This is a genomic window from Wolbachia endosymbiont of Nasonia giraulti, assembly GCF_048054155.1.
In the GTDB taxonomy this organism is placed as follows: domain Bacteria; phylum Pseudomonadota; class Alphaproteobacteria; order Rickettsiales; family Anaplasmataceae; genus Wolbachia; species Wolbachia pipientis_C.
Genome location: NZ_JAFEVH010000012.1, coordinates 1 through 14,303, shown reverse-complemented (window position 1 = coordinate 14,303; position 14,303 = coordinate 1). Strand labels below are relative to the sequence as shown.

Sequence of the window (14,303 nt, the reverse complement as noted above, 5' to 3'; positions counted from 1 at the left end):
GTACGTATTTTTGAAGATGATATGAAAAGTAAAGAACATGATTTTCATTTAGTAGATCCAAGTCCCTGGCCAATTGCTATATCAGCAGCAATTCTTGTTCTTGCACTTGGATTAGTTGGTACACTCCATAAACAAATTTCTGGAATATTTGGTTTAGTTTTGGGAATCTCTGCGGTATCAGGGGTGCTGTTTTATTGGTGGAGAGATGTAATAAGAGAAGCAATTTATGATAAATGCCATACTGCCATTGTAAAACATGGACTCAAGCTTGCAATGTACTTATTTATCCTCTCGGAAGTTGTGTTTTTTATAGCGTTCTTTTGTTCATTCTTTAAAGCCTGGCTTGATCCGATTTTTTTGTTTGAAGCGTTTTCTCCTACAAAAAAAATTGAATGGCCCCCTGAAGGGATTTTACCACCTGATCCGTGGTCGTTACCATTTATGAATACACTAATATTATTACTTTCTGGTACAACAATTACCTCAGCACATCATTTTTTACTTGAAAATGATAAAAAAAACATGATTAAAATGTTATCTATAACTATATTGCTTGGAATTTTCTTTATAATAGTGCAAGCAATTGAGTATTATGAAGCAAGTTTTTCTCTACAAGAAGCAGGAGAGAAACTTATCTATACATCCAACTTTTACATGATTACTGGTTTTCATTGTATGCATGTTATAATAGGTATAATATTTTTGTCAGTGTGTTTGTTTAGAGCTCGAAGAGATCAAATTACACCTCAAGATCATTTATGCTTTGAATTTGCCTCTTGGTATTGGCACTTTGTTGATGTAGTCTGGATATTTTTATTTGTGTTTGTTTATTGGTTAAGCCTTTATTAAGTGATTAAAATAATAGGCCTAGATCCAGGGATGAGTAAGACTGGTTGGACTATTATCAGCCTGGAAGAAAAAAATAATATTAAATTTTTGGATGGTGGCACCATATCAACTGATAGTAAGTCGGGTATAGGTGAGCGTCTACATATAATTTTTGAAGAATTAAAGAAAGTAATTTCTTTATACTCTCCAGATGAAGCTGCTGTAGAAAAAATTTTTGTTAATAAAAATCCAAAATCTTCACTAACTTTGGGATATGCAAGAGCAATTGCAATTTTAATATTACAAATGACGGATTTACCCATGAATGAATATGATGCAAACTATATAAAAAAGAGCATTACCGGAAATGGTCATGCTGATAAGGATCAGATTATATTTATGGTGAAGCAAATAGTTAAAAACTTAAATATAAAATGTCATCATACTGCTGATGCTCTTGCTACAGCAATTTGTCATGCTTATACGAGAAGTTCTTGTTTTATTGAATAGTTTTACATGAATTCAGTTAAAAAAACTATTTGATGGTATTTATCTTATCTAACGTTCGTTGCAGAATAATACATGCAGCAATTTTATCATCTATTTTTTTTGATTTTGTGATTGATATTCCAGTAATTTTTAGTGCGTGAGTTGCAAGAGATGTTGATAGACTTTCGTCTTGTAGGTATATGTGTACTTTACATTTTTTTATTATTTTATTTGCAAACTGGATTATTGCTTTACACCATTCAGTCTCTTGGTCATCTATTTTGAATGGTAGTCCTATTACCATTGATCCAGCTTCATTTTCTTTAAGTACTCTATGTAGATAACCTAAATCTTTGCTCATATTTCTTCTATAATATATACTATGAGCTGTAGCTATAAGCTGTGTTTTATCACTAAATGCTACGCCTATTCGTTTTTCTCCCATATCAAGGCACATTATACGTTTATCTCTTGGAATAGACTTTAGAAATTCATCTGGATTTCTATATAGCATCTATTAGATTTCCTTTAAAACCAAGAATAAACAAATAAGTTGTAGTGTGATATAGAACTGTAAGAACGTTCTGTAAGGCAAGGTGTCATTCGAGTAGCTGACACTGGAATCCAGGCTATTTTATCATAGACGTTGTTTTTGACATATATTCCTAAAATCCCCTGCCAATTGTATGGTCTGCAAGCACTTTTATACCTGGATCCCAGTGCTCGACACTGGGATGACAAGAGGAGGAGTGTTTGGATGTTGGTGAGAATTACTTGAATGACGGGAAAGAGAATACTGGACGACAACTGAATTGCCTTGAAAACATAACTTTTGTACAATTGTATTTTTGTGACAGTAAGGTATGTACAGTCTACTGACATGATAGGCATTCATCATAATTAATATCTGTTTTTTGCTGCAGTATTTCGCTTTTTTTGAATATATCATGAGAAATCTTGTCAGCTCTCTGCATTGATTGTGACCTGCAGTAGTATAAGCTCTTTAATCCTTTTTTCCAAGCAAGCATATGTATTTTATGTAAGTAACGTTTATGCACATTGGCAGGTAAGAACAGATTTACTGATTGAGATTGACAAATATAAGAAGTTCTATCACTTGCATGTTCTATGATCCATTGTTGATCAAGTTCGTATGCTGTTTTAAATGTCAGTTTTTCATGCTTGCTAAGAAAATCTAAATGCTGAACAGAACCCTCATTTGTTGAAATTGAGGACCATGTTTCATCATTGTCTTGATTTTTTTCTGCTAGTAGTTTTTGCAAGAATTTATTTCGTACTACAAATGAACCTGTCAATGTCTTCTGTATAAATACGTTTGCTGCATATGGCTCTATTCCAGGGGAAGTGTTGCCTGCGATAATCGAAATTGAGGCAGTTGGAGCAATAGCGAGCTTATGTGTGAACCTTTCCATTAGATCGATTTCTTTAGCGTCAAGACATGGCCCTTTTTCTTCTGCTAATTTTTTAGAAACTACATCTGCTTGCTCGCGCAAATGCTTAAATACTTTTTTATTCCATTGTTGGGCTGTTACTGATTCAAAAGGAACCATTTTACTTTGTAAAAATGAATGAAAACCCATCACGCCAAGACCGATACTACGCTCTCTTATTGCGGAATATTTTGCTCGCTGTATTTCATTTGGTGCTTGGTTTATGAAATCCTCTAATACATTATCAAGAAAACGCATTATATCTTCTATGAAAAGCTCATTATCTTTCCATTCTTCGTAGTATTCAAGATTTACGGATGATAAACAACATACAGCAGTGCGTGACTTGTTCAGGTGATCGTAACCTGTAGTTAAAGTTATTTCACTGCATAGGTTTGACATTTTGATATCTAAATTGAGCTTTTTGTAAGGTTCTGGTTTATTGTTATTTGTTGCATTAAGAAAGATAATATAAGGTTCTCCAGTTTCAATTCTTGCTGTTAATATTTTAATCCATATATCCCGTGCTTTTACTGTTGAAATAACTTTATTGTTATGAGGGCTTATTAAATTCCATTCTTGATCATCTTCAACAGCTTGCATAAACTTATCTGTTACTATTACAGCATGATGTATATTTAATGCTTTGCGATTTGGGTCACCACCAGTTGGCTTACGTAAATCTAGAAACTCTTCTATTTCTGGATGCCATACAGGAAGATAAACTGCTGAGCTTCCTCTTCTTAAGGATCCTTGGCTGATTGCAAGCGTCAGAGCATTTTGTACTACGATAAATGGCACAATTCCTGATGTTTTACCGCTACCTTTGACACTTTCACCAATTGAACGTAAATTTCCCCAATAACTACCTATTCCACCACCACGTGCAGCGAGCCAAACATTTTCATTCCATAAATCAACTATTCCCTGCAAGCTATCTTCAGTTTCGTTAAGAAAGCAGGAAATAGGCAATCCTCTCTTGGTACCACCATTACTAAGTATTGGAGTTGAAGGCATGAACCATAAATTGCTCATGTAATCATAAAGACGTTGTGCATGCTCTTTATTATCAGAGTAGTAATTGGCAATACGTATAAAGAGATCTTGATAACTTTCATTTTCTATTAAATACCTGTCCAATAGAACTGCTTTTCCAAAATCAGTTAATTTACTATCCTTTGCGTAGTTAATAGCAATGTAATTCATAAGGCTCCTTTTATGATAATATAGACATTTATTTGAGCGATTTCTCGATTAAGTTGTTAAATTTTTTTGTGGATACTGTAATGCAAACAAGATGCCATCAACTTGGCTGCCATATATTTTACAGTAACTCATTTGACTTATTTGCATATTTGTTTCTTTTGCAACATGCTGAATATAATCTTCTGAGTGACGAAAATAATCTCCCTTGTTTACAAAGTCAATACCTTTACTTTCCTTTCTTCTTACTAAACATACAATAACCCCTTTTTTGTTTGTCAATCCTTTTGCTAGTTCCAATTCTGCTAGAAAATCATGTAGATAGTGTAGCACTTCAGCAAAGATAATTACATCATACTTCTGGTTCTTCTGTTGTTTAAGAAACTCTTTCATTTCTGTATGTATTAACTCATCGTAAACAGGTTTACCTTTTATAAGGCATCCTCTTGCAATATTGAGCATTCTATTTGAGATGTCAACTCCTGTTATGCGACTTCTAATATTATTTATTTTTAGGAAGTGACCACATATTCCAGTACCGCAACCAAGGTCAAGTATATTCAGTTCAGAAGTGGAGTTGTGAAAGATTTTTTTGATTATCATATGTACTAGTTCATGTCCTCTGTACTGTTTGGCAATCAACCAATGTTCAACAAAATATTCACCTGTGTAATCAAAATATTGTTTTATGAGATTTTCAGGCAATTCTACGATATCTGATGTGTTTGTTATTTTTTTTAAGTAGTAAGAAGCTTCTTTGTGACTACTATCTAATTTTAGCGTCTTTGTTAAATAATTATAAGCTTTATTAGTATTTCCTACTGCAAAATGACATCTTCCAATATTATACCAGATTATAGGTAAATTGGGGTAGAATATGCTAATTAACCAAAATCTTAACTTTGCATCTGATATATTACCTTTATAGAAGTGATATAACCCGATTTCAATGTTGGTATTTAACAGGTTTTTAGATTTTTCAAGAAACACTACAATTTCTTTATGGAGAGTATTGTATTTATCCATAATGAAATTTTTTACTTTTTTAATATTTAATAAGCCAGTGAGCTTAGATATACAATTTAAAGCAAAGTTTTTTATAAAAGATAGATTACTTTTCATACATTAGAAATACTCCAAATGTTCATTTTCATTTTTAGGTAACTAATTTTAACACATTTTATCTTACAAAATATCTTTTTCATTAATTTTTCTGTACATATCAATTTGTCGAATATTTCTCAGATTGTACTGTTTAAGATTGCTGGTATATTGTTGTTGATAATAATAGGTAAATGTTTTGTGTAAAAAGGCGTTGACATATGATTTATCAGATTGTAACATACAAAAGATTAGTTTTTAGATGTTTGAAAAGTTTTATGGTAGAGATTATTTAATCTCAATTCAATTGTAAGTTAATATTTAACTCTGCATATTCTACATATAGTCAGATAAATAAATTATTAAGAGCACTTGATGGATGCCTTGGCGTTAAGAGGCGATGAAGGACGTGGCAGGCTGCGATAAGCTGTGGGAAATTGTCAACAAATTTTGATCCGCAGATTTCCGAATGGGGAAACCCAACTAGCTTAGCTAGTTATTATATACTAAGTATATAAAGCAAACTTGGTGAACTGAAATATCTAAGTAGCCAAAGGAAAAGAAATCAACCGAGATTCTGTTAGTAGTGACGAGCGAAAGCGGAAAAGGCTAGTGATTTAAAAATAAGAATTAGAATACTCTGGAAATGGTAACCATAGAAGGTGATAGTCCTGTATAAATGGAAAGTTTTTAAATCCTTGAGTAGAGCGGGGCACGTGAAATCCTGTTTGAATATGGGGGGACCATCCTCCAAGCCTAAATACTCCTTAACGACCGATAGTGAACAAGTACCGTGAGGGAAAGGTGAAAAGAACCCCGGGAGGGGAGTGAAATAGAACCTGAAATCAAGTGCTTACAAACAGTTGGAGCTCTATATCAATTTATTGATATTTAGAGTGACAGCGTACCTTTTGCATAATGGGTCAGCGAGTTAATCTATGAAGCAAGCTTAAGCCGTTAGGTGTAGGCGTAGCGAAAGCAAGTCTGAATAGGGCGTTTAGTTTTATGGATTAGACCCGAAACCAAGTGATCTAGTCATGACCAGATTGAAGGTATGGTAAAACATACTGAAGGATCGAACCAGTTAATGTTGCAACATTATTGGATGAGTTGTGATTAGGGGTGAAAGGCCAATCAAACTTGGAAATAGCTGGTTCTCCGCGAAATCTATTTAGGTAGAGCGTTGTATTTATGTTGTTGGGGGTAGAGCACTGGATAGACTAGGGGGATTCATCATCTTACCAAATCTAACCAAACTCCGAATACCAATAGTTAATTATACAGCAGACACACTATGGGTGCTAAGTCCGTGGTGGAAAGGGAAACAGCCCAGATCACTATCTAAGGTCCCAAAATTACAGCTAAGTGGGAAAGGAAGTAGAAAAACCATTACAGCTAGGAGGTTGGCTTGGAAGCGGCCATCCTTTAAAGAAAGCGTAACAGCTCACTTGTCTAAATAAGTTTTTCTGCGCCGAAAATGTACCGGGGCTAAAGCTGTATACCGAAGATGTGGGTGCTTATTGATTTCGATTAATAGGCGCGGTAGCGGAGCGTTCCGTAAGTCTGTGAAGGTGGTTTGTGAAAACTGCTGGAGATATCGGAAGTGAGAATGCTGACATAAGTAGCGTAAAAGAGTGTGAAAAACACTCTCACCAAAAATCTAAGGGTTCCTACGTTAAGTTAATCTGCGTAGGGTTAGTCGGTTCCTAAGGCGAGTCCGTAAAGGAGTAGTCGATGGCAATTAGGTTAATATTCCTAAACCTCTTAAGTGTGACGGGTTTTGTATTTGTATAGGTCTTATTGGATTGGTCTATGCTTAAAAGAAGCTCCAGGAAATAGCACTTATATTTATGGGGCCGTACCGTAAACCGACACTGGTGGATGAGTAGAGTATACTAAGGTGTTGAAAGAATGATGTTGAAGGAACTCGGCAAATTATACCTGTAACTTCGGAAGAAGGGTAACCTGCTTTTAGGCAACTATGAGTAGGTGGCACAAAATAGGGAGTAGCGACTGTTTACTAAAAACACAGGACTCTGCAAACACGTAAGTGGAAGTATAGGGTCTGACGCCTGCCCGGTGCTGGAAGGTTAATAGGAGGGGTGCAAGCTCTGAATTGAAGCCCCAGTAAACGGCGGCCGTAACACTGACGGTCCTAAGGTAGCGAAATTCCTTGTCGGGTAAGTTCCGACCCGCACGAATGGCGTAACGATTTCTCCACTGTCTCCAACATCACTTCAGCGAAATTGAATTCCCCGTGCAGATGCGGGGTACCCGCGGTTAGACGAAGAGACCCCGTGCACCTTTACTATAGCTTTACATTGCTATTAAAAGTGTGATGTGCAGGATAGGTGGGAGACTTTGAAGTTATGGCGCTAGCTATAATGGAGTCAACCTTGAGATACCACCCTTTACACTTTTGATATCTAACTATGTTTCATTATCTGGAACTAGGACATTGTATGGTGGGTAGTTTGACTGGGGCGGTCGCCTCCTAAAAAGTAACGGAGGCGTGCGAAGGTAGGCTAGAGCTGGTCGGAAATCAGCTTGATAGTATAATGGCATAAGCTTGCCTGACTGCGAGGTTGACAAACCAAGCAGAGACGAAAGTCGGTCATAGTGATCCGGTAATTCTGTATGGAAGGGTTATCGCTCAACGGATAAAAGGTACGCCGGGGATAACAGGCTGATGGTGTTCGAGAGTTCATATCGACGACACCGTTTGGCACCTCGATGTCGACTCATCACATCCTGGGGCTGGAGAAGGTCCCAAGGGTTCGGCTGTTCGCCGATTAAAGTGTTACGTGAGTTGGGTTTAGAACGTCGTGAGACAGTTCGGTTTCTATCTGCCGTGGGTGAAGGAAATTTGAGAAGATCTGACTCTAGTACGAGAGGACCGAGATGTATATACCTCTGGTGTACCAGCTGTTATGCCAATAGCATCGCTGGGTAGCTATGTATAGATGGGATAATTGCTGAAAGCATATAAGCAAGAAACCCTCTTCAAAAAAATTTCCCAATTAAGGCCGTGGGAGACTACCACGTTGATAGGCTAGGTGTAGAAGCATGGTAACATGTGAAGCTAACTGGTACTAATAGCCTGATTGATTTATTTGCTTTCTATATGTGCATATGCAGTGTTAAATATTAAATTAAAATTTGTTAAGTCAGAAATTTTTGTTGACTTGGTGGCTATAGCAAAAATGAACCACCCGATCTCATTTCGAACTCGGAAGTGAAACTTTTTAGCGCCGATGATACTTAAAAAGGGAAAGTAGGTCGTTGCCAAGTTTATAAAAATTTCTTTTTATTTATATCTGTTCAGTAGAGCGATGAAACAAGGTAAACATAGAGTAGCTGTGAGGTAATATAACTGATCTTTTAGAACTCTGTGAAAACTTTAAAATAAAAGTAGAAAATTTAAAAAGTAGAATTTCTCACCTATTTGCAAATGAGGAGGAGAGATAGCAACATTTAACAAATCATCAAACAATTGATCTTCCGAAAATCAAACTTTATATAGTTGAATATTAATTAAGTTGTTGGAGATGAGGAGAAAGAAGAAGTAGCAAACTACCAAGAAGCAGATACATTTGGTCCAAGAGTTAGGTGATAATTGTAGCACTCAGTGGATTCTATAAAAATTCAAAACGTAAGAATTATAAGTGATGTTTTTAATGTGAATTGAAAGCGTATCAAATAGTGAATATAGAGTTCCTTCAAAATGCAAAAAGGTGTATGAGCAAATCGAATAAGAAAACTGAGGTTTTGCGCATCAACGTGTTATAATAAAGGTAAACTTGGTTAGTGCTGAAGCAATACTGCAAGTTTTAAAGGGAAAGAAGATTTAAAAGACAGTGTATGTTGCAATCGTAATAGTCGCTGACAGGTACTTTGAAACATAGCTGGACTATTGAAGTTAAAATTCTGGGCTGTTACTTAAAAAACGATCCACTGAATTATTTGTACTAAAAAAAGCTTTATTAAAAAGTGAAATAGATGTTTTAACAGAAGTGTAAGAAAGTTGCAAAACGTATAAGGTATTACTTGAAGCTACCTATCTGAAGCAATTGGAGCTTCTCAAGTTGCGAAAAATATTTTAAAATCTGAAAGAATGATGTGAAATTTTTTAAGTAAACCAGAAAGTATTTCACTATCACGCTGAACAGCAAATTAGTCATTATATCGTTTACTGTAAAAGCTCATATTTTACGTAATCAGAGCTAGGAACTTGAAAGGATAATTTCATTATACTTAACATGAAAACAAAGAGAACTATACAATTCCCTGCCTATCATTTCTTGAACCACTTCCCTGAACGGGTACTTTTATCAAACTATTCTCTTATTGTAATGAGTTGCTTCTATATTAAAATTTAGCAACTTCCCTCTAGGATTATCTTTATTTTGTTCTAAGTATTGGCTTTGTTCAAATGCCATTTCCCATTGTGTACGATAGCTAGACTTTCTATATTCATAAAAACTCTCTTCAGCATTATTTGTATCGAGCTTTTTATCTTGTTTTTCTATACTCTCTACCATCAAGCACCCACATCTATTAATTTATTTTAAAAACTTTGCTCATCCTATCATAAAAAATATAGCTGTAAATACTTTAGTGAAAATTTCTTCTTATTTTATCTTTCTTTAAGCAAATATTGAGGTCTTTTTGTAAATTTTTATAGCCTGCTTGCATAATGTTTTTATGGGTTAGTATTATGTAATAGTATCCTACATTACTTATATTAGAAATGCTAACTTTAGCTAGCATTCGTAATTGCCTTTTTATTTTATTTCTTTTTGCTGCTTTTCCGACTTTTTTACTGATAGCCAGACCTACTCTAATAACATGAATATACTTTTCAGGTTCTCTTTCTTTTATAGCATATAGTGATATATATACCCCTCGATAAAAAAGACTGTCAGGTGCTAATCTGTTTTTAAAAGCAAAGGAAAACTCTTTTTTTTTATGCTTACTATGCGCATAATTTATTACACCCTAATGAACGACGCTTATTAAGAATTTTTCTTCCAGCTTTTGTTGACATACGTGAACGAAATCCATGTCTGTGCTTTCTTTTTAAATTTTTTGGTTGAAATGTTCTTTTCATTGTTTTTATATTAATATGACTATTTATTTTAAATTATTTTGTTCTATTGTCAAATAATGGTCAACTTCTATGGCATTCTTATTGAATAAAATTTGATATATGGAAAAATGAATTTAATTATAGGCATACCTGTTTTACTAATCCTTTTATTTTGTTTGAGTAGGTTTCAAGCAGTAAGTAAAGTTAAGTCTTATATATATTTGAGTTGTATGTGGATGTTAGCTTGTTTGTTAGCACTCTATGGTGGTTATTTTATAACTTCTATTTCTATAGCGTTACTTTTTTTTATGCTGATTTTTATCTTTAAAGATAAAAGAAATAAGATGGTAAAATTTTTGTTATTTATGGCTTTAACCATATCACTTTTTATCACTTTATTTATAATGCTATCTATTTTTATTCAGTCCATTTCTTTTTTTAACAAAGTAGCTATTTCAGAATTCTTATTTTGCTTAAAATGGAAGCATAATGTAGCTATTATCGGCGAAGGAGAGGTGGGATGTTTTGGTATAGCGCCACTTTTAGTGGGGACATTACTTATAACTATTGTAGCAATGTTAGTTGCGGTGCCGCTTGGTTTATTTTCTGCAATATATATTAGTGAGTATGCGAGTGAAAAAGTGCGTTATGTTATTAATACAGCCTTACAGGTTTTGTCTGCTATTCCTACTGTTGTATATGGATACTTCTCAGTTGTATTTTTGTCTTTTTTTATAAAGCAGGTAGCAAGTTTTTTTAATTTAAGTATACACTCAGAAAGTGCTTTGATTGCTGGTTTATCGATCGGGGTAATGATTCTTCCTTTTATTATTTCTTTGCTTGAAGATGCTATAAGATCTGTTCCAAAAAGTTTACGTTATGGTTTTATGGCGCTTGGCGCAACACCAGCGGAAACTATATGGCATATAACAATACCTTATGCAATGCCTACGATTTTAAGTGCAATTTTATTATCAATTTCAAGAGTGATAGGTGAAACAATGATTGTACTAATGGCTGTGGGAATCAATGCAAATTTGACCTTTAATCCTCTCAATTCAGTTACTACTATCACTGTACAAATTGCTACATTACTTACCGGAGATCAGGATTTCAATAGTGTGCAAACTCTTGCTGCTTATGCGCTTAGTTTGGTGCTGTTTGTTATTACTTGGCTATTGAATGCATTTGCACTATTTATAATGAAACGTAACTAGTAAGTGTTTTAATATTGCAAAATTTCTGTTAATAATATAAGATTTATTTTCTTTAGAAGTTCTTTTATAGAATTGTAGTGTTAGGTGATGAAAGAGATGAGTACAGGTAAAGTAGTTAAAATAACTCAAGCAGTTGTTGATTTAAAATTTGAAGGCGAGTTACCTAAGATATTTAATGCTTTAAAAAGCAAACTAAAATATAAGGGCAAGGAGCTAGTTTTAGAGGTTTCACAGCATATAGGTGACAATATAGTTCGTTGCATTGCTATGGATAGCACAGATGGTATGTCAAGAGGTGATGAGTTTGTTGATACAGGTGCACCAATATCAGTTCCGGTTGGACACTCAACTTTAGGAAGGATTTTTAATGTTGTAGGGGAGCTTATAGATGGGTGTGGTCCGCTAAAAGGAAAGTATGATTTAGAACCTATACATAGATCACCTCCAAGTTTTACTGAGCAGAAGATACAGGAAGAAGTTTTAGTTACAGGAATAAAGGTTATAGATCTTCTTGCTCCTTATCTTAAAGGAGGAAAAATTGGCTTATTTGGTGGAGCTGGTGTTGGTAAAACAGTTCTGATAATGGAGCTGATTAACAACATAGCAAAAGCTCATAAAGGATTTTCTGTGTTTGCTGGAGTAGGAGAGAGGACGCGTGAAGGTAATGATCTTTATAACGAGATGATTACTTCGAATGTAATAGATATAAATGAGCACGAAAAATCTCAAGCCGTTTTGGTTTATGGTCAAATGAATGAACCTCCTGGAGCAAGGTCTAGGGTTGCTTTAACAGCACTAACTATGGCGGAGTATTTTCGTGATCATGAAAATCAAGATGTTCTATTTTTTGTAGATAATATCTTCCGCTTTACTCAAGCTGGCTCTGAAATTTCTGCTTTGCTTGGAAGAATACCGTCGGCTGTTGGTTATCAGCCAACTCTTGCGACTGATATGGGCGCTATGCAAGAGAGAATAGCCTCAACTACTGCTGGTTCTATTACTTCTGTACAGGCTATATATGTTCCTGCAGACGATTTGACCGATCCAGCTCCAGCAACGACATTCTCTCATCTTGATGCAACCACAGTGTTGTCAAGGCAGATAGCTGAAATGGGTATATACCCTGCTGTTGATCCACTTGACTCAACTTCTCAGTCTTTATCTGCTGAAATCATTGGTGAAGAACATTATAATGTGGCTTCTGAGGTGAAACGTATATTGCAAACTTATAAGTCGCTGCAAGATATTATCGCAATACTTGGTATGGATGAACTATCTGATGAAGATAAAATTATTGTTGATAGAGCTCGTAAAATTCAGAAGTTTCTTTCTCAACCTTTTCATGTTGCGGAGGTATTTACTGGCATGTCTGGCAAATTTGTTTCACTTTCTGATACTATTTCTAGTTTTAAAGGAATTATTGAAGGTAAATATGATCATCTGCCAGAAGCTGCTTTTTATATGGTGGGAAGTATAAGTGAAGCAATAGAAAAGGCTGAATCAATAAAAGCTGAAGTTGGAGCCGGACATTAAAGATTATGAACACTTTTAAGGTGCAATTTTTTTCTCCTGATAATCGAATTTCATTCGATGAAGTAGTTTCTCTTTCAGTGAACGGGCTTAAAGGGGAATTGATGATTTTAGCCTACCATTCCCCTTATTTAATTTATTTATTGCCTAGTATAATTACTGTTCAAATGAGTAACCAGATAAAGGAGAAAGTTGTAATTGACAATGGTGTATTAGAGGTTGTAAATAATGATTGTAGCATTCTAACAAATCAAATTCAGGTTTTTGATCATTTGACTCATGATGAGGAATCATTAAAAAATAAGAGAGTTGGTATATATTTAAGTTATCTTGATGTCAAATCTCTTTAGGGGCTCTTTTTGTGTTCAAGAAATGAGTTTACTCTTGTCATTTCCACGTTTGTTGTTCAGGTAGTTGACACACAACTGTACGAACATTATGGTTCAGGGAAGATGTCATTCCAGTATCTTCTTTCTTGTTATCCCAGTGCGTGACACTGGGATCCAGATATAAAAAGTATTTGCAAATCATGCAGTAAACAATAGTTCTTAAGGACATATGTCAAAAACAATGTCCAAAAACTAGATCCCAGTGTCTAGGCACTGGCATGACATTATTTATTATGTGCCGTATTGCAATGTTCGTACAGCTATGTGTCACGTACTGGAATGACAAGAGTTGAATGACAGGAAAAAAAGCACTGATTTCACATGCATCTAAATAAGTATATTTATTTAACACTTCCTTGCTGACTTTGGCTACCCACCTTTGAGGGACTGCTGATTAAGTCTAGAAGTGAATTACAGTGATCGCTATGAAATGCGCTATCAAGGCTTAAAGACCTAGGTTTTTTTTCTGAATCATCAATTTCCTCTGTAAGCTGGTAAAACATTTTTGAATTATTATCAAAAACTTCCTTTTTATTAACAAGTACTTTATCAATTACTGGACTTAACAGTTCTACTTCGTTATTTAAGTATTGTACTTTATCGTTTAGCCCTTTTTTTTCTCTTATTAATCTTTCAATCTCATCTTCATATTCTTTAAACTTTAATTCCAGTGATGGACGGTACTTATTAACTATTTCTTCTTCTATCTCCTGCCGTAATTGCCCTCTTATTGTCTCGATCTGCTCATCTTTAAGCTCTAGCTCGTTCTTTAACGTTTCAAAATCCCACGTTAGCTGATCTGCCTCTTGTTCATCAGATTCCAAATGTGCGTTATGCTCATTTTCTAAATTTTGTATTTGAGATTTATAACTCGCTATACACTTATCCCTTGCACTTATCATGTGTTCTGCTTCCTCTATCTCTTCCTCTTTTTTTTCAAACTGGTTCAATTTACCTTGTATAGTATTTCCTAAAGTAAATGATAAAGGTATAATAAAGTATTTGA

11 protein-coding genes, 2 rRNA genes and 2 pseudogenes are annotated in these 14,303 nt (G+C 34.7%); 8 read left to right on the top strand and 7 right to left on the bottom strand.

The genetic code is table 11. The features are described from left to right. Window positions 1–21 precede the first annotated feature (21 nt). Complete coding sequence (locus JR312_RS02700) at window positions 22–849, top strand: cytochrome c oxidase subunit 3 (RefSeq protein ID WP_006012165.1); 828 nt, start codon at window positions 22–24, stop codon at window positions 847–849. Next, the gene (ruvC, locus tag JR312_RS02695; protein ID WP_006012163.1) at window positions 850–1,338 is read left to right on the top strand and encodes a crossover junction endodeoxyribonuclease RuvC; all 489 of its coding nucleotides are present in this window, start codon (window positions 850–852) and stop codon (window positions 1,336–1,338) included. 25 nt (window positions 1,339–1,363) lie between these two features. On the opposite strand, the gene ruvX is transcribed toward ruvC, so the two are convergent. The 3 genes from ruvX to JR312_RS02680 all read right to left on the bottom strand — a co-directional run bounded on the left by ruvX (window position 1,364) and on the right by JR312_RS02680 (window position 5,093). Continuing rightward, entirely contained in the window at window positions 1,364–1,831 is a 468-nt protein-coding gene (gene ruvX, locus JR312_RS02690; protein ID WP_264330588.1) for a Holliday junction resolvase RuvX, read from the bottom strand. 358 nt (window positions 1,832–2,189) lie between these two features. Continuing rightward, the gene (locus JR312_RS02685; protein ID WP_006012160.1) at window positions 2,190–3,974 is read right to left on the bottom strand and encodes a ribonucleoside-diphosphate reductase subunit alpha; all 1,785 of its coding nucleotides are present in this window, start codon (window positions 3,972–3,974) and stop codon (window positions 2,190–2,192) included. 48 nt (window positions 3,975–4,022) lie between these two features. After that, window positions 4,023–5,093: a methyltransferase domain-containing protein gene (locus JR312_RS02680; RefSeq protein ID WP_264330587.1), complete on the bottom strand. Its 1,071-nt coding sequence runs from the start codon at window positions 5,091–5,093 to the stop codon at window positions 4,023–4,025. 331 nt (window positions 5,094–5,424) lie between these two features. Between JR312_RS02680 and JR312_RS02675 the strand changes: the two genes are divergently transcribed. From JR312_RS02675 to JR312_RS02665, 3 genes and pseudogenes are all read left to right on the top strand, one after another. Continuing rightward, a 23S ribosomal RNA gene (locus JR312_RS02675) occupies window positions 5,425–8,189 on the top strand. Window positions 8,190–8,256: 67 nt separating this feature from the next. Beyond that, a 5S ribosomal RNA gene (gene rrf, locus JR312_RS02670) occupies window positions 8,257–8,363 on the top strand. A 192-nt stretch (window positions 8,364–8,555) separates the two neighbouring features. Beyond that, a pseudogene (locus JR312_RS02665) lies at window positions 8,556–9,286 on the top strand (IS66 family transposase); the annotation flags it as partial. Between the two features lie 117 nt (window positions 9,287–9,403). Here the strand turns inward: JR312_RS02665 and JR312_RS02660 are convergent. From JR312_RS02660 to rpmH, 3 genes are all read right to left on the bottom strand, one after another. Next, window positions 9,404–9,613 carry a hypothetical protein gene (locus JR312_RS02660; RefSeq protein WP_006012150.1) on the bottom strand — a complete coding sequence of 70 codons (210 nt, stop codon included), beginning with the start codon at window positions 9,611–9,613 and terminating at the stop codon, window positions 9,404–9,406. 73 nt (window positions 9,614–9,686) lie between these two features. Further along, window positions 9,687–10,064 (bottom strand): ribonuclease P protein component, encoded by a 378-nt coding sequence (gene rnpA / locus JR312_RS02655; protein WP_080589533.1) that lies wholly within the window; start codon window positions 10,062–10,064, stop codon window positions 9,687–9,689. Beyond that, window positions 10,048–10,182 carry a 50S ribosomal protein L34 gene (rpmH, locus tag JR312_RS02650; protein ID WP_015588337.1) on the bottom strand — a complete coding sequence of 45 codons (135 nt, stop codon included), beginning with the start codon at window positions 10,180–10,182 and terminating at the stop codon, window positions 10,048–10,050. Before rpmH ends, rnpA begins: the two co-directional genes overlap by 17 nt. Window positions 10,183–10,289: 107 nt before the next feature. On the opposite strand from rpmH, the gene pstC reads away from it, so the two are divergent. The 3 genes from pstC (at window position 10,290) to JR312_RS02635 (ending at window position 13,258) form a co-directional block, all read left to right on the top strand. Next, window positions 10,290–11,378 (top strand): phosphate ABC transporter permease subunit PstC, encoded by a 1,089-nt coding sequence (gene pstC, locus JR312_RS02645; protein ID WP_264330586.1) that lies wholly within the window; start codon window positions 10,290–10,292, stop codon window positions 11,376–11,378. A 96-nt stretch (window positions 11,379–11,474) separates the two neighbouring features. Beyond that, window positions 11,475–12,911, top strand: a complete 1,437-nt coding sequence (gene atpD, locus JR312_RS02640; protein WP_416647669.1) for a F0F1 ATP synthase subunit beta — start codon at window positions 11,475–11,477, stop codon at window positions 12,909–12,911. Between the two features lie 5 nt (window positions 12,912–12,916). Continuing rightward, window positions 12,917–13,258 carry a F0F1 ATP synthase subunit delta/epsilon gene (locus tag JR312_RS02635; RefSeq protein WP_264330584.1) on the top strand — a complete coding sequence of 114 codons (342 nt, stop codon included), beginning with the start codon at window positions 12,917–12,919 and terminating at the stop codon, window positions 13,256–13,258. A 380-nt stretch (window positions 13,259–13,638) separates the two neighbouring features. On the opposite strand, the pseudogene JR312_RS02630 reads toward JR312_RS02635, so the two are convergent. Then, a pseudogene (locus JR312_RS02630) lies at window positions 13,639–14,303 on the bottom strand (hypothetical protein); the annotation flags it as partial.

Coding starts and splice junctions, on each gene's coding strand:
- JR312_RS02700 (WP_006012165.1), top strand. CDS start 22: ATGAAAAGTAAAGAACATGATTTTCATTTAGTAGATCCAAGTCCCTGG.
- ruvX (WP_264330588.1), bottom strand. CDS start 1,831: ATGCTATATAGAAATCCAGATGAATTTCTAAAGTCTATTCCAAGAGAT.
- JR312_RS02685 (WP_006012160.1), bottom strand. CDS start 3,974: ATGAATTACATTGCTATTAACTACGCAAAGGATAGTAAATTAACTGAT.
- JR312_RS02680 (WP_264330587.1), bottom strand. CDS start 5,093: ATGAAAAGTAATCTATCTTTTATAAAAAACTTTGCTTTAAATTGTATA.
- JR312_RS02660 (WP_006012150.1), bottom strand. CDS start 9,613: ATGGTAGAGAGTATAGAAAAACAAGATAAAAAGCTCGATACAAATAAT.
- rpmH (WP_015588337.1), bottom strand. CDS start 10,182: ATGAAAAGAACATTTCAACCAAAAAATTTAAAAAGAAAGCACAGACAT.
- pstC (WP_264330586.1), top strand. CDS start 10,290: ATGAATTTAATTATAGGCATACCTGTTTTACTAATCCTTTTATTTTGT.
- atpD (WP_416647669.1), top strand. CDS start 11,475: ATGAGTACAGGTAAAGTAGTTAAAATAACTCAAGCAGTTGTTGATTTA.
- JR312_RS02635 (WP_264330584.1), top strand. CDS start 12,917: ATGAACACTTTTAAGGTGCAATTTTTTTCTCCTGATAATCGAATTTCA.